Origin of the sequence: Pedobacter sp. ISL-64 (genome assembly GCF_018613605.1) — a bacterium.
Classification (GTDB): Bacteria; Bacteroidota; Bacteroidia; order Sphingobacteriales; family Sphingobacteriaceae; genus Pedobacter.
In genome coordinates this window covers 173648-193255 of the sequence record NZ_JAGGPU010000002.1, presented here as the reverse complement: position 1 = coordinate 193255, position 19608 = coordinate 173648, and the positions used below count along the sequence as shown (strand labels likewise).

The window sequence follows — 19608 nt, the reverse complement described above, 5'->3', positions numbered from 1 at the left end:
TGTGTAATTTCTTTGCCTGCATTTATCTCCACCTTTGAATTAACAAATTCATATTGGTATGCAGAGATTAAATCACAAAACAGCGCTGGTCATAAATGCCGGTGATCCAGTCGGCAAAGTGGTTGCTGAGCGGCTGGGTGCGCTAGGCGCAAAAGTTATTCTTCACCATGAAGATACAGGCTGCGAAATAAGCCAAACCCTGAGTACGATCAAAGCCATGGGCAGCCGGGCGGTGGAGATAAAACATGATCTAAGATCATCAGTGAAGATTAAGGATTTCTTCGGCACCCTTATCATTTCACATCCGGTAATTGACATCCTGATTATTAACGGATCAATGAGTAACGAAGGGACAGAATCTCGGGATGCCGACAGGAAAAATCTTCTTGAGATTTTCAGCAGTGGTTCCGCATTGATTAACGAACGTGGACACATCATATACCTAAGTCCGATAATCAGGCAGATTCTGCAAACAGGAATGCCTCGCGAATTGTCGAAGGATCTCAGTACGGCTATCCTTGCTCACTCCAGGACGATAGGGAAAAAAAAGGCGGTATTCAACACAATCATACCTTATGGTTTAAATCAGGATATCCTGCAACAAAACCCAGAGGCCGGTTCGGATCATATACATTTTTCGGTTCACAACACCTTATTGAAAAGATATACTGAGCTGGATGATCTTGCAAATCTGACGGAATTTCTGGCCAGTGATTTAAGCGCAGTAATAAGCGGACAGTATTTTTTGACAAACATATAAAACCTAAGATCATGGAAACCAAAATCACCAAACTGCTAAACTTTAATAAAGTGCATGATTTTTATACAGAATTGGGATTATCTCCTCAGCGTTTAAGAGCAGACAGCGACTTTAGCATCTATAACCTGAAGTCATTTTCACTACATTCATTGAGACAGTCACCAATATACCGGGCAAACTTTTTTTCTTTTATATTCGCGAAACATGCCTTCGGGAAATGCTATTGTGATGGAAATGCATTTGAAATTGTTCCGGGAACAGTCTATTTTAACAATCCGGGATACATCAGGCAATTCAGTCTGGACTATGTAGAAAGCCTGCACTATTTAACCCTGAGTGAAGGATTCTTAAAGGAAAATGTTCATCCCGAGGTTTTTGATGAGTTTCCGTTTCTACTTTGTGAATCTTTGAACCCGAAGGTTTTAAGTCCGACCCAGTTCAGTGAGCTTGAACATTTGTACCTGCAGATACAGAGCGCCTATGAGTCCAGCTCCCCTTATAAAAACAAGCTCATCGGACACATGATGGTTGCCGTTCTTTTAAAAATAAAAGAATTCTGGTGGCAGGGACCTTCAACCGAGCTACAGTTGACCAGGGCATCTGAAATTACAAATAAATTTAAGATCATGCTCGAAAAACATTACCGTGAATTGAGCAAAGGTATGCACGAGCGGGCAAACAGGGTTCAGGATTATGCTGATGAACTCTGCCTACACCCCAATTATTTAAATAATATCGTGAAAAGCCAGACCGGCAAATCGGTAGGCTGCTGGATCGCGGAAAAAACGATCAGCGAGGCGAAATCATTGCTGCGGAATTCCACCATTCCTTTAAAGGAAATTTCCTATAGATTAGGTTTTATTGAGCCTCAAAACTTTAGCACTTATTTCAAAAAGCACACGCAAAGCACGCCACTACTATACCGCCAGAGCATTTAGCCAAAACACTGCCATTACCAATCAAATGCGTTTCCCGAAAGAGACGCATTTTTTCGTTGAAGATTACCATGGTTGACAGCATGATATGCTAACGATGAAGATAAAGCCATCAAATCTTTGAAATTAATAACATAACCTTTGAAATTGGTACAGATCAGGGTATCATTTCTTTTGACCTTTGGTATATCAAAACGGAAACAAAAAACTTAAATAAAATGGAAATTAATCACACACAAACTTTCAAAGCCCTGACTCAGGCTATTGACAAGGCAAATGAAATCGGCGTTAATGCCAACATTACAATACTGGATACAGCAGGACATCAAAAATTATTTTTCAGAATGGATGACGCATTCCTGGGGTCTATCGATATCTCGGCAGGCAAAGCCAAAACGGCCATGTTATTCAGAATGAATTCTGAACAGGTTGGCGAGTTTTTAGCTCCTGAAATGGGCACTTACGGTATGCTTCAAACAAGTGGCGGGCTTGTAGGATTTAAGGGCGGTATGCCGGTAAAAGCCGAAGGAAATATTGTCGCTTACATTGGTATATCAGGAGGAAGTCCGGATCAGGACTTTGAAATTGCCACTGCAGGAAGCATCATTTAATTATCTAAAAAATCAAAAAATCACATATATACTTAAATTTCAAAATCATGTCAAACACAAAAACAATTTTGATCACCGGAGCAGGCTCTGGTTTCGGAGAAGGCGTAGCCATAGGATTAGCTAAATTGGGCCACAAAGTAATCGCAGGCGTACAAATTTCACCACAAGTAACCCCTTTACGCGAAAAGGCTATTGAGCTGGGGTTACAGGACAATTTAAGGGTTGAAAAATTGGATGTCCTTGATGAGTATGATGTTGCCTATGCACTAACCTGGGACATTGATGTATTGTTCAGTAATGCAGGTATTGGTGAGGCAGGGCCGGTATTCGAAATCCCATTGGGTTTGGTTCGCAGAAACTTTGAAACCAACGTATTCGCACCATTAAACCTTGCACAAAAATTCATCAATAAATTCATCGTTGGCAAGAAAAAAGGTAAAGTTGTATTCACCTCTTCAATGGGCGGATTGTTCACGCCTGCCGGATTCGGTATATATGTTTCAACAAAACACGCGCTTGAATCTATCGCTGAGGCTTTACAACAGGAAGTAAAGCAGTTCGGCATTCAAATCCAAACGGTAAATCCTGGCCCGTACTTAACAGGATACAATGAGACTATGGCTGAAACACCATTCCGCTGGTTAAATGATGAGGTTAACTATACCAAAAAAGCAGAGCTTAAAGCAGTTTTTGATGCGATGCTTGGTGTGCCTGAAGGAAGACTTGATCCAAACGAAATGATCGATGCGATGATTGAAATCGTTCCATCTGAAACCGGCAAATTCAGAAATGTAATGCCTAAAGCGATTGAGGATATGCTAAAGGAAAATCAAAAGAATGCCTGGGAGGCAACAATATAGGTTGATAAGTAGTAAAGGAGGCACCTATGAGGTGTCTCTTTGCTTTTAGGTAAATACCACATTCATTCGCCTTATTTCTTTTTTTAATATCAAAAGCATTTAATTATGAATACTGGAAAATATTACAGTCTTTCTCATTTCATTCCATGGTCGAGAAGGTTTATTTATTTCATGCTTATTGTCAGCACGATTCCATGCCTGCTTTACTATTTTCTGGATTTTAAATGGCTTGCGATTCCCTGGGTACCGGTTGCCTTGGTAGGCACGGCGGCATCTTTCATTGCCGGATTCCGCAACACACAAACCTATAACCGGGCCTGGGAGGCGAGACGGATCTGGGGTGGCATTGTAAATTCCAGCCGCAGCTGGGGTGTAATGGTGACAAGTTTTATTAAATCCGAAGACAAACAGGAGCAGGAAATCCACAAAAATTTAATTTACAGACATCTGGGATGGCTAACTGCGCTGAGGTTTCAGTTACGGGAATCAAGAAACTGGGAGAATGTAAAAACCAAAAACAACTACGTTGAATATTCCAAATATTTCACCGTTCCGGAATGGGAAAGCGAAATAAAAAAAGAGCTGACTGTATTTTTAGAGGCTTCTGAGCTGGATTATATCCTGACAAAAAGTAACAGGGCCACGCAGATTATCAAAAAACAATCTGAACAGCTTCGGGCGCTAAATCGGGCCGGATGTATTCCAGGCTATGAATACGTGGAACTGGAACGGTTGCTTAAAGATTTGTATGATTTGCAGGGAAGAAGTGAACGGATTAAGAACTTTCCTTATCCGAGACAATTTGTGAGCATCAGCTTTTATTTTATCTACCTGCTGGCGCTTATGCTACCGCTGGGGTTTCTTAGTGAATTCTCCAAGCTTGGAAATGAATACATATGGTTGACCATTCCGGCCAGCGTAATTGTCGGCTGGATGTTTCTGGTACTTGAATCTGTTGGAGAGAGTACAGAGAACCCATTTGAAGGGAATGCAAATGATACCCCGATTACGAGTATTTCGAGAACAATTGAAATTGATTTAAGAGAAATGATAGGCGATACCGATATACCTCGTCCGCTTACTCCGGTGAATGACATTTTGATGTAGAGGCAATACTAATTGCCATCAGTAACATACATTCTAAGATGCTCGGAGCGAGTTTTGAAAAATATAAAAAAAGAATTATGAAAAAGAAAAAACATGGTTGATAACCGGCGCATCGAGAGGCTTTGGTTTGGATATAGCCAAGAAAGTACTGGATTCCGGAGACAAGGTTATAGCGACTGTCCGAAAAGAAGCCAAGGGTTTAGAAGGGTTTAAAGATAATCCGGACCTGTATATCGTTGAAATGGACGTTACGGACGAGGTTCAAGTTAAAGAGGCCATTCATCGCGGAATTACGCATTTTTTGGGTATTGATGTTGTGGTAAATAATGCCGGTTACGGATTACTTGCAGCAATTGAAGAAGGAAGTGATGCGGAAGTCAAAAGAAACTATGAAGTTAATGTCTTTGGAACGCTAAACGTGATCAGGGCAGTGTTGCCTTTCATGCGTAAACAGCATTCGGGCCATATTATAAATATTTCTTCTCTTGGCGGTTTGGGCGCAAGTGCTGGATGGGGATTGTACGGATCCACTAAATTTGCCATTGAGGGCATCACTGAAAGTCTGGCGCTGGAGTTGGCCCCGCTAGGCATAAAAGCAACTGTCGTCGCGCCTGGGTTCTTCAGAACAAATTTTTTGGATGAATCTTCATTAACCAGGTCTGAGACGATAATAGAAGATTATGCGGAGACTGTTGGCGCGATGCGTGGATTTGCCACCAAAGCGAATTACAATCAGCCTGGCGACCCGGCTAAACTTGCAGAAGCTTTCATCAAGCTTGCGGCATCTGAAAACCCACCTGTACATCTTCCTTTGGGGAAAGATACAATTAAGCGGTTTAGGGATAAGGTTGCCGGCTTTGAGAAGAATATTGAGGCCTGGCATGAGGTTATAACCGAAACGGACCTTCACGACACGGAGGTGAATCCAATGTAATTTCGGCGTGCTGATTTCCAATAAAATTTTCAGTGTTAGATTACTGGTAGTCGCAAAAATTACCATCATTTCAGAGATGATGGTAATTTTTGACAGTGTTAGATTTGAACTTTGTGTCATTTATATAAACAAAGTTTGTATTCGCAATCCCCAAATTAGGTGTGAATTTTGACTCCGGCAACTCCCTTGCCAGCGCATGCAAATCACTAATTTTGTAAATTACTATTAATCGGCAATTTGGATATTAAGATAATAGCGAATTGCCTGCACAAAGGGGTTTCCAACTGATTTTCAGTTCGACGCTTTTCAACACCCTGGAAGTTGATGACTCTCCCGCCAAAACATTTGAATTTACTATGAGATATATCTCGCTATTGCTTATACTGATTAACTATTTTACAGCAGCGACTGTCCCGCCAGATATTTTTTTCAAAAAAATCAATTTGGATCAGGGCCTTTCGCATAGAAAGGTAAACTGCATCCTTCAGGATAAGCGGGGGTTTATCTGGTTTGGGACAGAAGACGGTCTTAACCGGTATGACGGCCGATCGATCGCCTACTTCAGGCATCGCCATAATGACAAAACAACTATTTCAGGAAATATTATAAAGGATCTTTATGAAGATGCTGATGGCGTAATCTGGATTGCCACACAGGATGGCGGGATGAGCCGATATGATTACCGTTTACCTGCCCGGCAGCAGTTTAAACAATTTAGTTACGATGGACATTCTCAAAGGGGTATTCCAGAAAATGGGATCAATAAAATAGTCGAGGACAGATATAACTGCCTATGGCTGGGAACGAACAGCTCCTTTGCTGTGAGGTTTAATAAAAGAACGGGGATATTCGATACTCCGGTGAAGAAAGGGACAAAATGCGTTCTCGCTTTGGCGATGGGAAGGAATGACACATTATTGGTTGGCCGCGCAGGAGGAGGTTTGCTTAAAATCAATACACGTAATTTATCTCACAAGTCCGATGACCGCTATGAGGATTTGTACGCCTCACTCCCCCATGCGAGTATTACCTCGATGTTCAAAGATAAAAAGGATGGCATTTGGCTGGGTTCATGGGATAAGAAAGTCTACCGACTTGCGGCTGATGGCTTGCAGGAAAGCGTGTATGATGCTGTGTTCAAAAGTGCCAATATTGCAATGGATGAATACGTATCGTTTGCGGAAGATGCTGAGGGACAAATATGGATGGCGGGAAGAGCGGCCGGAATTGTCCTATATGATCCCATTAAGAGACGCATGGTGAACTTAAGGCATCAAAAGCAAAATGCAGGAAGTTTAAGCGATGACCATGTGAACACGGTTTTCAAGGACCGTCAGGGAATTATATGGATAGGTACAGATAATGGTGTGAATATGCATAACCCTTTATTTTCTCCTTTTGAACAGCATATGCTGGAAAAAGATGATCAGGACATCAAAATCTATGATTTTTACAAGACCAATCAGGGCGATCTGCTAATAGGCACAAGCAATGGACTTTATATTAAGGATAGGAACAGCGGACTCCTTCACCACAGGAAGTTAACCTATCAGGGGAAACCTTTATCGGTAACTCATTTTTTCATGGATATGGATAAACAGTGCTATATCGGCACGGACTTCACACTTTTTAGATATGACCTTTATACCGGCACAGTAAGCCCTCTAGCAAATACAGATCAAGATCCGGTTATGAAAAAGCTGATCAATTCGCGGATAGTATCGGTGATCAGAGATACTATTGATCATCATCCGGTGCTGGTCGTCTCACCTTATGGACATTATTTAACTTATTATGATCTAGTTGAAAAGAAATGGACATCAAGGGCTGATTCGGTAAAGAAAATTCTTAAGAAATACGATATTAAAGATAATCTGATACGGAAAATCTACAAGGGAAAGCAAGGGCGTGTCTGGTTAGCAAACTTCAAGGCCGGGCTTGGTGAGTGGAGCAAAAACATCGGAACTGTAAAGTACTACATCAATGATCTTGATAACCGCTATTCGTTGAGCAGCAACAATGTATTCGATATGCTTGAAGATTTAAGCGGGAACTTGTGGGTAAGCACTTATGGTGGAGGCATCAATTATTTCAACCCAAAGCAGCAGCGGTTCTATCATGTAAGCGAATCAAGCAATCTGTCCGAGGGTATGCAGATAGATGCTCATAATAAGCTTTGGATGCTCTGCAATGGTCACATTCATAAATACGACCCTGCAATAAAGGTGTACAGCTGTTATGATATGCCGCGACTACAAAAGACCGGGGGGCTGTCGGGCTATATGTTTAGGGACAATGATGGAATTATCTATGCTTCGGGCTTGAATTACTTTATTACATTCAACCCCTCAAAAGTGGCTAAAATTGACCATAACCCGAATATTTACTTTACCGATTTTAAGATTTTTAATGCCTCTTACAATGAGTTGCTTAAGGCAAATACCATTGAACTTAACCACACTCAGGATCAGATTACCATTGAATATGCTGCCCCTGAATATAGCGGGGATAACTTGCAATATGCCTATAAACTCGAAGGATATGATCATGAATGGATTGCTGCCGACAAGCGAAATTTTGCAGAATACGCAAATTTAAAAGCCGGTACTTACCGCTTTCAGGTCAAGGCCACCAACTGGCGTGGTACTCAAGCCACAAAGGTATCGGTCATCAACATTATTATAAGCCCGCCATTCTGGTTAACGGGGTGGTTTTGCACGAGCGTATGTTTATTAATGGCAGGAGTCATTTATTTCATTTACCGTTACCGGATGAACATCCTGCTTCAACAGCAGGCTATCCGCAATGGTATTGCCCAAGATCTCCATGATCAGATTGGTTCAACGCTAAGCAGCATTTCCGTTTATAGTGAGGTTGCAAGGCGATATGCAAAGGGCAATCAGCGGCGTCAGATGAATGAGGTTCTGGATACGATTGGTGTAACAGCTAATGAGATGATTCTTGAAATGAGTGATATTGTCTGGGCCATTAATCCAAAAAACGATAACCTATCCAGCATCCTGCAACGGATCAGGAGTTATGCAGAACCACTATGCAGGGCTAAGGGGATTAATTTTATTTTCGAATACGATGAAGCATTTTCTATCACCAATATTGGTATGCAACAGAGAAAAAATCTTTTTCTAATTTTAAAGGAAGCTATCAATAATGCCATTAAACATTCAGATTGTAAAAACCTAAAGGTGCATCTTTCCCAGCGTGGAAGTTTCGTGGAGCTAAAGATTTCAGATGATGGAAAAGGCTTTGATATGGAAATGCCCGGACAAGGAAATCACGTAATGGGTAATGGCATGTTAAACATCAGAAACCGGGCAGATCAGCTTGATGCCACGATAAATTATCAAAGCAATCCGGGAATGGGTACAACCATTAGAATAGTATTTAAAAATAAGTAAAACGCAACTAAATTAAACTTTCCGCTTAGCACGGTCGAATTTATAATATGAGCATACGCGTAGCCATTTTCGATGACAATAAAAATATCAGGAACAGTATCATCCTATTACTCAATATTGATCCGGACTTCGAGATGGTTGGATCATTTTCTGATGCTGTCAACTGCGTGGAAAAGGTATTGTCCTGTCAACCTGATATTGTTTTGATTGATATCGAGATGCCGCAGGTTAACGGCATCGATGCAATTAAGAAACTAAAAAAAGAGATTCCCAGAATAGACATCATCATTCAAACGGTGTTTGAGGATGAGGAGAAAATTTTTGCTTCCCTGAAAGCCGGCGCAACGTGCTATATTCTGAAAAGTGGTCTATCACATGTCGGAGAGGCCATTAGGGAGACTCATTCCGGGGGCGCTATGATGATGTCTTGGGTAGCTCGCGAAATTCTGAATATACACAACCTCACTTCTCATGGCAAAGTGAGCGCCTTAGACGGACAGCACTTGACCAGGCAAGATTGTGAAATTCTGGGACAACTCGTTATTGGACAAAGTTATACGATAATCGCTCAACAGATGAAAACAAGTCCTGATCTACTGAAAGAGCTAGTTAAGAAAATTTACCAGAAACTGCACCTGATCAATCAATGAGTTGGTAAGTCAAGAAAGATCAACGTAACAAAGGGATTGAATGAGGGTCATTAATTCGCCTAATGGGACTTTATGTATTAAGCCAGTAGCGTTCTTGAGCTGGATAAAGAGCAGCACCGTTTCACCAATTGGGAGGGACAGCGCTACTCAAATACTTATGATTCTTTACTGGCGCGCATAGCCAGATCAGAAAGAGCGATGGTATATTCTCTACGCTCCTTTTCCCACAAAATGGAATAGGTCTGCGGATATAAACCTGTTTGTGAGATGGCGCCTAGTTTGGTTACCGGTAAATCTACGTTCGGCTTTTCTTTCAGATAGCTAACGGCTATCATTGGCTCCATGAAGATAAATTTGCCATTGAAAGATCCGTAGATAAAAGTTGAAGTAAAATCCTTGCCATGATACTCATGGGATGTTGAATCAAACCAGTGTTTTCCCATTTTAGCTTGATTTGGACCTGGAACGTAGTTCTTCGGTATGGAAGCAGCCGGAGGCAAGACGTCAATTCTTGGATCCTCCAAAGTTATTTCATTTTTTTCGCGCTCGGATATCATGTAATAATGTATATCGAAATGGGGAACATCGTAAATATGCTCCGGACCATGTCCAACAACGGCATAATCAAATGAAATGTGCTTGATTAGCGTTTGATTGTCTGCGGGCATGGGTAGCGAAAACTCTGCATTTTGAACAGGCAAGCCCTCGAGAGCGTTCTCAGTGAATGTAAAACCGACTTGTTTAACGCTGCCATCCATATTTTTGGATATGTAGGTTCGTGCTTTACCCTTACCCACAGCAACAAATTCACCGTAGCTTATTGCAGGCGCTTGTCCATTTTCATCATCGTTTTTACTACACGAAGAGATACCGAGCAAGATTGAGAGTATAGCGAGCGACTTAAATGTTTTTAAAAAATTGTTATTAGACATATTTTATTGATTTAAAAAGATATAAATTATTTTATTGCAACAGGTTCATTGTAAATAAGATCATCGATGACAACCATGTCATTCGATGCGCCATCACGGACGCCGGCGGCCAGAACTGAATTGCCGGATATAATCTTGATCCGGGTAATTCTGGATTTGTGTGTATGCAAACCAACGAATGAGAATTTCTTGTCTGCAGCCTGCGCTTTGGCTATGCCAATAAGTTTAATGCCGTCATAAATTGCAACAACAGTTGCATCTGAATTGTCAACATCGGAAAAGATAAGACCAAAGGATGTTACATAAGCGGGGGTGTTGGTTCCGGGCACCATAAAGCGTATTTCACTTGTGGTTGTTCCTTTTGGACTAAATAACTTGTTTTTACTGAATTGGGCAAATTGCCTTTTGAATGCTGTATCAATTTCTGAAAAGCTGTTGTCGCTGATTAGTAATGTCGCTTCATTAGGGGTATAAACTAATCCGCGTTTTCTGCCATCGGGGGCTGCAGGATCAATATTATTGAAAAAATTTGCCGGAAATAAACGCGGACTGATAAAATCGGCCGGAACTCCGTCCCAATTAATTTCCCTGCGACCATTCACGGAACCATCTGGAAAGGTGTTTAACGTAAGACCGGCATGATTACGAAACTGATTGACTTTGGAAATAATTGCGCTACTATCCCCCGATGCAACGGTAACTTCAACATCCCGGTTTTCAAAAGTAGGCTGGTGTTCTCCATTTTTATCACAGCTAGTTAATGTCCACGTAAGGAGGGCCAAGCCCATGGTTTGCTTTAAAAAATTTTTCATAGTGATTATCGTATTTTCTTAAGCCAAAATTGCTTTGGATTTCGAAGAACTACAATCACCGAAAACGGGCAGAATCTCACCGATATCAATATCTTCCTGACCAGTTCATCCTTCGTATCTGAGAGCCGCCTGATCCCTGGATTTGGTTGAATACTTGAATAGTGTGAGCCCTTGCATTTCCCCTAACACCAGGGTATTGCTAAAAAAGCTGATGCAGTTCCGGTTTACATTTGTTAAAATTTGTTTCTTTGGGCGACCAATCGTTCAAGTTAAGCCTCGCTACTTGAAACCAAAATAATCATAGGCTGGGCCCATTTTTTCTCCAGCTATTTTTTATGCGGTTGTCTTCTACCCGTAACTTCGCAGCATCCATTTGGCTTGTTTGCTTTACGTGCTGGCATGCTTCTCAAAATGTCCATGAGCCACTCCAGAAGGTTTATGCCATTCAATTTACAGCCGCCTACAAAAGTATTTAGGATGTTGTTTTGCTACCAAAATTTCGATTGATTGGTTTCAATCCAGTTTTGGATGTATCTGGCTTCCTCTTGCCACCCTTCTTGTCCCAATACAAAATGGTTACGTGAAGGCATCTCTTTATAGTCTACGATGTAGTCTTTGGACTTATATTTCTTATAGTTTTTGTAATTTAACACCGCGGGTATAATATGATCCTCGCTGCCGGATAAAATGAGCAGCGGGGCATGAGGCTTTTTATAATCAATTTTTGCATCCTTCGTCAGCGCACCCCTTGCCACCCTTTTAGATTCGGGAATTACAAATTTGTTATACGTGGAGTCCTGCTCAAATGCAGACATTCCATTTGTAAACGTATAAGCCCAATGCTTTAAGGACATCATGTAATTATCGCTCCGTTTCGTAAAATAGCCCAGAGGTCTAAATACCGACTTTAAAAACGAATATTTGAAAGTTATAACGCCTTTTGGTGGCAGGGAATGAATAACCACCCCGCCTTGAGCTAGGTTTTCAGAGAGCAAGTGCTGTACAATCAATCCACCTAAAGAGTGTCCGATAAGGATTGGCTTCTCTTTTAAGCCACCAATTATATGTTCATAATGTTTGATCACGTCGCCTAGCTTAGCTTCGGACAAGGGCTTGTTGGGATCTAGACGGAGCTGCTCAACAGTCGAGTTCTTGTGAAGACTTGCAGGCACAATGACTTGATATCCTAATTTTTCAAAATAAGTTTTCCAATTATCCCAGATGCTGTGGTGAACAAAGGCCCCAGTTACAAATACAATTGTTTTTGAATGTTTAGGAACGGCTTGGTCTTTAACTTGCGCGGAAGCACTCATTAGCGCATTGCTCATGATAACGATAATCACAAGGAAAATCAATTTTTTTAATTTCAAATTCATTTTTTTATTCTTTAATTCATTATTTAAGGAAACACTTTCGGAACGTATTTAGGAAGATTCAGTTCTAAGACTATCTGTGGAAGAACCTAGGTCAAAGTTCTGCTAATCAGATTCCATACGATTAGCAATTACACAGGGGTCCTTATGAATTTCAAAGTTTCAATTATATCCATTATCAATGTCCCTCATTAAATTACTTTGATTAAGATTCAGTACTTAAAATTTTATCCAAAAAGCATCCAGAAAGAAAAGATATTCAAATGATCCACGCCGGGCACTATATTTTCTTCAAGCATTTGAAGCATTTCAGTTGCGGAAACATCATCAGTATTCTCATTACTATTATGGGTAGTTGTACATTGGTTGTGATTGAGCAGATTTGATTGATGCGTTTGCCGGTCACCATTTCCAGTTTGATTCGAGATGAATAATTTGTCGTCTATTTTTTTTGTTTTCATAACAAAGTTCTATCACCTTGTAGGGTTTTTTTTGAGTACCGGAAATATGTCTTTGAATAAGTATGAGTCTATTACATAGCACCTTGAAGAATCGTACTTTGGCACACTCCTTCAAGGCTACGCAACGTGGAAATTCTGCTCAAGCAGTATACGTTCATGAAAATCGGATGATATTATTTATCAGATTTTCTTTCCAGCGTTTATAGGGGTAATATTTCAATGTTGGCTCAAACCATGTTGGCTTTTGAAGTATACTCTTATAATGAGTAAAGCAACGGAACCCTGCTTCACCGTGATAGGCCCCCATTCCGCTTTGCCCTACGCCTCCAAAAGGCAGATTTTCATTTGCAAACTGGAGTATCACTTCATTGACCGCACCGCCGCCGAAGGATACTTCAGTTAGTACTTTTTTCCTTAGGCTATGGCTTTCAGTAAAAAGGTACAATGCAAGTGGTTTAGGACGGGATTTTACATAACTGATTACATCCTCGATATTTTCATAAGAAAGAATGGGAAAGATAGGACCAAAAATTTCATCTTCCATGACTTTGTCATCTTGACTGACATTGCTCATCACCGTTGGCTCCAGAAATCTTGAACTTTTATCAAACCTACCGCCTTTGAAAAGTTTTCGCTCATCAATAAGAGCTATCAGGCGTTCTAAATGCTTAGTGGTTATAATTTGTGCATAGTTATCCTTTTCCAGTGCAAACTGTGCATGATCTATCTCTGCGGAAAGTATTTTTAAAAACTGATCTTCTATGCTTTTATGAACATATACATAATCAGGGGCGATACAAGTTTGGCCAGCATTGAGAAACTTACCCCATACTAACCTTTTGACAATGATACTAAGGTTAGCATCTGCTGCAATTATTGCGGGGCTTTTCCCGCCAAGTTCCAGGGTAACGGGCGTTAAGTGAAGGGCAGCTGCCTGATAAACAATCTTTCCGACGCTTACGCTGCCGGTAAAAAATATTTTGTCATAGGCCTGTGTAAGGAGTTCGGTTGTTTCCTTGACACCCCCTTGGACTACGGTAAAAAAAGAGGGGTCAAAATTTGCTCTGATCATTTTCGCAATCACGGCGCTTGTATGGGTGGTGATTTCACTGGGTTTGAGTATCACCGTATTTCCGGCGGCAATGGCAGCGAGAACCGGACCCAGGCTTAAGCTGATAGGATAATTCCATGCACCGATGACAAGACAGACACCGAGCGGTTCAGGTATCAGGTAACTTTTTGCAGGCATATTTAACAGGTTTGTTTTTGCCCGCTCTACCTTAGACCATTTTGGCAAATTCTTGATGTAATTATCGAGTTCTGTGTATAATCCTGAAAATTCGGTAAGAAAGGTATTGAACTGCCCTTTCATAAAATCTTTATATACTGCGTTGATTAGTTCAGGTTCGTGATCCCTGATGACACGCTTAAGTTTCTTTAACTGAGCCACACGGAATGCCGGGGACTTGGTGATATTGGAATCAAAATAGCTTCTTTGCAGATCTAATAATTCTTTCATGTTTCTTAAAATAATAAATGAACCAGGGCTCTTCGAGAAGTGAGTCTTAACTTTCAAAGTTGAGCATGATAAAAAAAGGGCCACAGGTTTTCCAGTTTTAAACACGTTGCGATGCTACCCACAACCTTTACCTTACCAAGCTCGGGGTTTATGCGCAGAAGAGGTAAGCGAAGAAAAGAGGAAACCTTTGGCCGCTATACTTATGCGCTAAAGCGCAACATATTTTTTGATGATTAAATTTGCAACAGCACAGGTAAGCATAGGCCGCTAGCGGCATGGGCTGACTTCCACAGCTTTCTGGCAAGTGTTTCATCCAATGCAACTTTCTCTATCAGAGTGGAAGCGGGATAGCCTCTCAAGCCACCGTCTGCATCTGGCCCATAAAATCCGCCTCCCACAACATTAGGGGACACCGCGGCATATAAAATCGATAATGCACCCTGCTGAACCATCATGGATGGACCTAACCTTTCGGAGAAACCGTCCAATTCCTCGGCACTCATATGCCTAGATAGTTCAGTTTTGGTTACCCCGGGATGTGCAGCAACGGAAAGAACCTGGTCGCCTTGAGTCGCAATGCGCCGTTGTAATTCTAATGAGAATAATAGGTCGGAAAGCTTGCTTTGACAATATTCCCGGAATGCATCATAAGATTTTTCGGACTTAAGATTGTTGAAATCGATACTACCATAGGTATAGGCTAAACTCGTCACCGTTACGATACGGGCTCCAATGTTTTGCGCGAGTAAGGGATATAGGTGAGCGGTTAATGCAAAGTGCCCAAAAAAATTAACTCCATACTGAGATTCGAAACCCTCGGCGGTAAAGGTAAGGGGCGGATTCATTATCCCCGCGTTATTGATGAGCAGGTGAAGAGATATACCCTTTTCCTTAAATACCTGAGCAAAGTGACTTACAGACGATAAGCTGGATAGATCTAGCTGCGCAGCTTCTAGCTTTCCGGATGTAGGCTGCTTTTCAATTTCCACAATAGCGGATTTTGCTTTGACAATATCCCTGCATGCTAAAATTACATACGCACCTTTTTCATATAAAGTTTTGGCAGTTTCGAAGCCGATACCGCTATTGGCTCCTGTAATAATTACGGTTTTACCGGATTGATCTTCTATATCTTCTTTTGACCACATATTTCTTCTTGTTTTTTGTAAGCAGGCTTACCTTAATTTAAAGTGCAATATTAAGCAGACTGAACACGATAGCATATCACCTAAATCGGTGATATGCTTGTTGTTGCGACAGTTAGGACCATCTACGAACCTCGATCTGAGTTTTGTTGATTTCCGTTAAATATCAGCCCAGATGAAAATAGATTTGATGCTCGATGAGCACTTGGTTAATGCCTTTCTGCAGCAATCAGCTTTGCGGCATATTCAGCAATCATAAGCGTTGGCGCATTGGTGTTGGCTGCTGGAATAGCCGGCATTATGGAGGCATCTGCAATACGCAGACCGCGAATACCATGAACTTGTAAATTCGGACTAACAACAGCGTCGTTATGGGTACCCATACTGCAGGTACCGACCGGATGGGCATAGCTTCCGGCTGCATCCCTTACAAAGTCTGCGATATCCTTTTTCTTTTTCACATTAACACGGATTTTCTTAATCAAATCAGCCATTTCCGGCTGTGAAGCGAGCTCAAGACAAATCTCAACAGCATTCACCAAAGCGTCCAAGTCCGCTTTCTCTCCTAAAAGATTTGCATCAATATGTAGCGGGGCATCTGTCTTGGAAGAGGTCAGTTTCAGTATCCCTCTGCTTTTGACCTGTATCAAAGCGGGTGCAATACTAAAGCAGTTGGGCGGAAATGTATTTTTGGCAGCGATGGCCGGTGACACGAAAGGAACCTGCCCGCTTAATATCATGAGGTCTGGACGGCTAAGTTTTGGATTACTTTTCCAGTAGGCTACCGCCCCCGAAAGATTATTGTTCACCGTACCTAGCGGCTGCTTAGCCTCAAAAATGAGCCCTTGCAACAGGACATGGTCGTGCAGGTTTTTACCTACACCGTTACGATCGAGCTTTGGATTGATGCCAAGGGCCTTGAGATCATCCCACGGACCGATGCCCGAAAGCATTAGTAACCTTGGTGATTCTATAGCGCCAGCGGACAAAATAACTTCGAACCCTGCCTTCACTATTATTTTATTTTTGAACCAGCTAAATTCAACGCCGGTGCAACGGTCGCCTATAATTTCTATTTTAGATACCTTGGCATTGGTGAGCACCGTTAGCCTTTCGTTGTTCAGAACCGGCTCCAAATAACCATTAAAAGGACTGCATCGCTTACCATTGGTGATATTTGCAACCATCTGCCCCACGCCCTCAGGCGATCGTCCGTTGGTGTCTTTCAGAAATGGCATGCCGAAGGATTTTGCAGCATCAATCAATCTGTCCGAGACTATATGGGAAGGATTGGTTCTCTCCACCCTTATCGGCCCGCCGGCACCGTGGAAGTCACTCTCACCTTCTTCCCAGTCCTCAATTTTTTTGAAGAAGGGCAGCACCGACTGAAAGTCCCATCCCTTATTTCCGACGTGTGCCCACCCGTTGTAATCATCCTGATGACCACGAGCCCAAACCATTCCATTGATGCTGCCTGAGCCGCCCAAGACTTTTCCACGTGGAAGGATCAAAGTATTGTTTCCGGTATTACTTGATGTTTGGTATTGCAGATTATAGTCCACAATAGAGCCGATATTTTGTGGCCAAAGGGTCGCCTCTGTTATTGAACTGATATCCACGCCATCAGAGGCGCTTTCAAGCAGCAGGATAGTCGCCTCTGTAGTATCCAGTAACCGTCTGGCCAGGGCACATCCTGCCGAGCCGCCACCGATTATGATGTAATCATACTTTCCCTGTAGTTTCTTATTGCCCGATTTATTGTTTCGGGAACCTTGCTTTAAATCTTGTGATGTATTCATAGTGTTTCGTGTTATGCAAACCAAAAGTAGTATGGCTGCGATACCTGAAAAATGCCCGTTTAAGGTGAGGCTATCCCCTATTTAAGGTGCTATCTCATACGTAAACGAATACACTACCGGTACTTGGGTGGTTGGGAAGCGCAATTTCTGAATCCCTGATAACGGTGATGCAAACCACCATTTTAAATAGTGCAATTCCGATATTTTTGAATACAATTTCGGGGTTTGTCAATGCAATGGCTTGAATTAGACCCCTGAATAAAAACAAGAAGAATAAATATTATGAAAAAAAATTATTGGCTGTTTGGTGGGCATCTAAGTATCCATGCAGACGAGCAAAAGACCGGCGGGACCTACGACATGATCGAGGGAACGATGCAAAAAGGAATGGAAACACCACTTCATCTTCACACCAAGTATTCGGAACATGTGTACATGCTGGAAGGAGAAATCGAGATTTATACCCCTGATGAAACTGTTGTATTAAAACCAGGTGACGATTATTTCATTCCTGTCAATACACCACATTCGATATCACCAACGGGCAATGGCAATAACAGATCACTTGTGGTTGCCTATCCCAGCGGATTTGCTGAACTTATACGTCATGTTGGTACCGCTGATGATGGCACGGGAGTACCTGTAACCGAAGATCCTGATGCGACAATGCAGCGCTTTATGACTGCTACGGCTAAAATTGGCGACGAAATATTAGGCCCTCCAGGAACTAGATTGTAGCTAAAGTCTAAAACAATAAGCCCCCATGCAAAAATGCCTGGGGGCTTATCAAACTTACTAAATCCGGGTGGCTAGCCTGTGTGACGCTTTCTCGGCGTTATACAATATTATGGTTGATTGCTTTGGCAACGACTTCAGTTAGGGAAGCCACATGCAGTTTTTCATAAATTTTTTTGATATGGCTTCTTACCGTTTCATAGCTTATATTCAACTTATAACCAATCATCTTATGGCTCAACCCGTCGACAATTGCGGACAATACTTCTTTCTCTCTTGCAGTGAGATTGTATTCTTCGGTGGTAACCTGTCGCTTGTTGCGATAATCATACTGTAATCTTGTGAGCACCTTACGGGCTATTGAGGGGCTCATCGGTGCACCGCCTGTGCGCAGGTCTTTGAGTGAATCAATCAGTGAACTATTTAAACGGTTTTTTAGGATATAACCTGATGCGCCGACAGAAATCGCATCAAAAACACGCTCATCATCCTCAAAGACTGTTTGTATGAGCACCTGAACAAGTGGAAATTCCTTGTTTAGCACCTTAATCGCCTCAATCCCATTTAATCCAGGCATCTCAATATCCATTAATACGATATCAGGTCTTGAAATGCGCACTTGCTCAATACAATTCATCGCATTTTCAAAGCTTCCCACAATTTCGAACATGGAGTCAGTATTTAGCAGCATTATGATGCTGTCGCGAATGTTTTTGTTATCATCAAATATGGCTATTCTAATGCTCATTCTTTTCTGTGTGTTATGTTTTAATTTAAGATTGCCATTGATTGGTTCTGCTTTACGATCAGCAATTGCTCTTATAATTGTGGAGTAGAATCCAAATGAGGCTGATCATAGAATACGGAAACTTCATCAAGCGATTTTCTTTTCAAATCAGGCACGAAACAGTCCGAAGCAGGGTAACCTATTGGGAGTAGCAAGAATGCTTTTTCATTTTCCGGTCGTTGAAGCACTTTAGATAAAAAGTTCATTGGACTTGGCGTATGGGGCAAGGTCGCGAGTCCGGCATTATGAATTGCCGCCATTAGAAATCCGCAGGCCAAACCAACTGATTCGTTGACATAGTAATTATTTATCTTTTCTTTATCCGCTCCGATATCGTAGGATTTCTTGAAAGCTATAATAAGCCAAGGTGCAGTTTCCAGAAAAGGTTTATGCCAGTCGGTACCAAATGGACGTAAAGCTTCCAGCCATTTTTCCGGCATTCGGCTTTGATAATTTTCAAACTCCTCCTTTTCTGCAGCTTGCCTGATTTGTTTCTTAACTATTGGATCTGACACTGCACAAAAAACCCATGGCTGTTTATGTGCGCCTGATGGTGCTGTTGAGGCTGTGAGGATTAGCTGTTCAATTACTGTTTTCGGAACCCATTGGTCTGAAAAATCCCTTATTGTACGCCGCTTGTCCATCCAGCCCAGAAATTCCTGGCATTTTATTAACATCTCTTCGTGATCTACGAAAGGCTTTGAATAGGGTATATAGGGGAATCCTTCGATAATTTTTGTTTCAATTTGCTTTTCCATTTTTAAAAGATTTT

18 protein-coding genes and 1 pseudogene are annotated in these 19608 nt (G+C 41.7%); 10 read left to right on the top strand and 9 right to left on the bottom strand.

Annotation, left to right across the window (positions count from 1 at the left end; genetic code table 11):
* The first annotated feature begins 58 nt into the window (after positions 1-58).
* The 8 genes and pseudogenes from J7E57_RS03440 (at position 59) to J7E57_RS03405 (ending at position 9273) form a co-directional block, all read left to right on the top strand.
* Entirely contained in the window at positions 59-760 is a 702-nt protein-coding gene (locus tag J7E57_RS03440; protein ID WP_215125207.1) for an SDR family oxidoreductase, read from the top strand.
* 11 nt (positions 761-771) lie between these two features.
* Positions 772-1698, top strand: coding sequence for a helix-turn-helix domain-containing protein (locus J7E57_RS03435; RefSeq protein ID WP_215125206.1), 927 nt, complete (start codon positions 772-774; stop codon positions 1696-1698).
* Between the two features lie 215 nt (positions 1699-1913).
* The gene (locus tag J7E57_RS03430) at positions 1914-2306 is read left to right on the top strand and encodes a GlcG/HbpS family heme-binding protein (RefSeq protein WP_215125205.1); all 393 of its coding nucleotides are present in this window, start codon (positions 1914-1916) and stop codon (positions 2304-2306) included.
* A 47-nt stretch (positions 2307-2353) separates the two neighbouring features.
* The gene (locus J7E57_RS03425) at positions 2354-3166 is read left to right on the top strand and encodes an SDR family oxidoreductase (protein WP_215125204.1); all 813 of its coding nucleotides are present in this window, start codon (positions 2354-2356) and stop codon (positions 3164-3166) included.
* Positions 3167-3271: 105 nt separating this feature from the next.
* Positions 3272-4273, top strand: coding sequence for a bestrophin family protein (locus J7E57_RS03420; RefSeq protein WP_215125203.1), 1002 nt, complete (start codon positions 3272-3274; stop codon positions 4271-4273).
* Positions 4274-4367: 94 nt separating this feature from the next.
* A pseudogene (locus J7E57_RS03415) lies at positions 4368-5207 on the top strand (oxidoreductase); the annotation flags it as partial.
* Positions 5208-5563: 356 nt separating this feature from the next.
* Entirely contained in the window at positions 5564-8623 is a 3060-nt protein-coding gene (locus tag J7E57_RS03410; protein ID WP_215125201.1) for a sensor histidine kinase, read from the top strand.
* A 47-nt stretch (positions 8624-8670) separates the two neighbouring features.
* The gene (locus J7E57_RS03405; RefSeq protein WP_215125200.1) at positions 8671-9273 is read left to right on the top strand and encodes a response regulator transcription factor; all 603 of its coding nucleotides are present in this window, start codon (positions 8671-8673) and stop codon (positions 9271-9273) included.
* Between the two features lie 155 nt (positions 9274-9428).
* Here J7E57_RS03405 and J7E57_RS03400 read toward each other — a convergent pair whose 3' ends face one another.
* The 5 genes from J7E57_RS03400 to J7E57_RS03380 all read right to left on the bottom strand — a co-directional run bounded on the left by J7E57_RS03400 (position 9429) and on the right by J7E57_RS03380 (position 14370).
* Complete coding sequence (locus tag J7E57_RS03400; protein ID WP_215125199.1) at positions 9429-10205, bottom strand: DUF5602 domain-containing protein; 777 nt, start codon at positions 10203-10205, stop codon at positions 9429-9431.
* 26 nt (positions 10206-10231) lie between these two features.
* Positions 10232-11017 (bottom strand): hypothetical protein, encoded by a 786-nt coding sequence (locus J7E57_RS03395; protein WP_215125198.1) that lies wholly within the window; start codon positions 11015-11017, stop codon positions 10232-10234.
* A 488-nt stretch (positions 11018-11505) separates the two neighbouring features.
* Positions 11506-12393 carry an alpha/beta hydrolase gene (locus tag J7E57_RS03390; protein WP_251029781.1) on the bottom strand — a complete coding sequence of 296 codons (888 nt, stop codon included), beginning with the start codon at positions 12391-12393 and terminating at the stop codon, positions 11506-11508.
* Positions 12394-12617: 224 nt separating this feature from the next.
* Positions 12618-12851 carry a hypothetical protein gene (locus tag J7E57_RS03385; RefSeq protein WP_215125197.1) on the bottom strand — a complete coding sequence of 78 codons (234 nt, stop codon included), beginning with the start codon at positions 12849-12851 and terminating at the stop codon, positions 12618-12620.
* Between the two features lie 154 nt (positions 12852-13005).
* Positions 13006-14370: an aldehyde dehydrogenase gene (locus J7E57_RS03380; protein WP_215125196.1), complete on the bottom strand. Its 1365-nt coding sequence runs from the start codon at positions 14368-14370 to the stop codon at positions 13006-13008.
* 111 nt (positions 14371-14481) lie between these two features.
* On the opposite strand from J7E57_RS03380, the gene J7E57_RS27225 reads away from it, so the two are divergent.
* A complete protein-coding gene (locus J7E57_RS27225) occupies positions 14482-14607 on the top strand; it encodes a hypothetical protein (RefSeq protein WP_262897865.1) in 126 nt (41 codons plus the stop codon).
* Here J7E57_RS27225 and J7E57_RS03375 read toward each other — a convergent pair.
* Positions 14604-15518: an oxidoreductase gene (locus J7E57_RS03375; protein ID WP_215125195.1), complete on the bottom strand. Its 915-nt coding sequence runs from the start codon at positions 15516-15518 to the stop codon at positions 14604-14606. The genes J7E57_RS27225 and J7E57_RS03375 overlap by 4 nt on opposite strands.
* Positions 15519-15724: 206 nt before the next feature.
* Positions 15725-17314, bottom strand: coding sequence for a GMC family oxidoreductase (locus tag J7E57_RS03370; RefSeq protein ID WP_215125194.1), 1590 nt, complete (start codon positions 17312-17314; stop codon positions 15725-15727).
* A 282-nt stretch (positions 17315-17596) separates the two neighbouring features.
* Here J7E57_RS03370 and J7E57_RS03365 point away from each other — a divergent pair, with 282 nt between their 5' ends.
* Complete coding sequence (locus J7E57_RS03365; protein ID WP_317196510.1) at positions 17597-18052, top strand: cupin domain-containing protein; 456 nt, start codon at positions 17597-17599, stop codon at positions 18050-18052.
* A gap of 97 nt (positions 18053-18149) precedes the next feature.
* Here the strand turns inward: J7E57_RS03365 and J7E57_RS03360 are convergent, their stop codons facing one another.
* Positions 18150-18797 carry a response regulator gene (locus tag J7E57_RS03360; protein WP_215125192.1) on the bottom strand — a complete coding sequence of 216 codons (648 nt, stop codon included), beginning with the start codon at positions 18795-18797 and terminating at the stop codon, positions 18150-18152.
* A gap of 71 nt (positions 18798-18868) precedes the next feature.
* A complete protein-coding gene (locus J7E57_RS03355; RefSeq protein ID WP_215125191.1) occupies positions 18869-19594 on the bottom strand; it encodes a nitroreductase family protein in 726 nt (241 codons plus the stop codon).
* Positions 19595-19608 lie beyond the last annotated feature (14 nt).

Bases quoted from the DNA above. Each gene is read 5' to 3' on its own strand.
- J7E57_RS27225 (WP_262897865.1), top strand. From the start codon at position 14,482: ATGCTACCCACAACCTTTACCTTACCAAGCTCGGGGTTTATGCGCAGA.
- J7E57_RS03400 (WP_215125199.1), bottom strand. From the start codon at position 10,205: ATGTCTAATAACAATTTTTTAAAAACATTTAAGTCGCTCGCTATACTC.
- J7E57_RS03365 (WP_317196510.1), top strand. From the start codon at position 17,597: ATGAAAAAAAATTATTGGCTGTTTGGTGGGCATCTAAGTATCCATGCA.
- J7E57_RS03440 (WP_215125207.1), top strand. From the start codon at position 59: ATGCAGAGATTAAATCACAAAACAGCGCTGGTCATAAATGCCGGTGAT.
- J7E57_RS03405 (WP_215125200.1), top strand. From the start codon at position 8,671: ATGAGCATACGCGTAGCCATTTTCGATGACAATAAAAATATCAGGAAC.
- J7E57_RS03430 (WP_215125205.1), top strand. From the start codon at position 1,914: ATGGAAATTAATCACACACAAACTTTCAAAGCCCTGACTCAGGCTATT.
- J7E57_RS03435 (WP_215125206.1), top strand. From the start codon at position 772: ATGGAAACCAAAATCACCAAACTGCTAAACTTTAATAAAGTGCATGAT.
- J7E57_RS03390 (WP_251029781.1), bottom strand. From the start codon at position 12,393: ATGAATTTGAAATTAAAAAAATTGATTTTCCTTGTGATTATCGTTATC.
- J7E57_RS03385 (WP_215125197.1), bottom strand. From the start codon at position 12,851: ATGAAAACAAAAAAAATAGACGACAAATTATTCATCTCGAATCAAACT.
- J7E57_RS03420 (WP_215125203.1), top strand. From the start codon at position 3,272: ATGAATACTGGAAAATATTACAGTCTTTCTCATTTCATTCCATGGTCG.
- J7E57_RS03370 (WP_215125194.1), bottom strand. From the start codon at position 17,314: ATGAATACATCACAAGATTTAAAGCAAGGTTCCCGAAACAATAAATCG.
- J7E57_RS03360 (WP_215125192.1), bottom strand. From the start codon at position 18,797: ATGAGCATTAGAATAGCCATATTTGATGATAACAAAAACATTCGCGAC.
- J7E57_RS03395 (WP_215125198.1), bottom strand. From the start codon at position 11,017: ATGAAAAATTTTTTAAAGCAAACCATGGGCTTGGCCCTCCTTACGTGG.
- J7E57_RS03410 (WP_215125201.1), top strand. From the start codon at position 5,564: ATGAGATATATCTCGCTATTGCTTATACTGATTAACTATTTTACAGCA.
- J7E57_RS03425 (WP_215125204.1), top strand. From the start codon at position 2,354: ATGTCAAACACAAAAACAATTTTGATCACCGGAGCAGGCTCTGGTTTC.
- J7E57_RS03375 (WP_215125195.1), bottom strand. From the start codon at position 15,518: ATGTGGTCAAAAGAAGATATAGAAGATCAATCCGGTAAAACCGTAATT.
- J7E57_RS03380 (WP_215125196.1), bottom strand. From the start codon at position 14,370: ATGAAAGAATTATTAGATCTGCAAAGAAGCTATTTTGATTCCAATATC.
- J7E57_RS03355 (WP_215125191.1), bottom strand. From the start codon at position 19,594: ATGGAAAAGCAAATTGAAACAAAAATTATCGAAGGATTCCCCTATATA.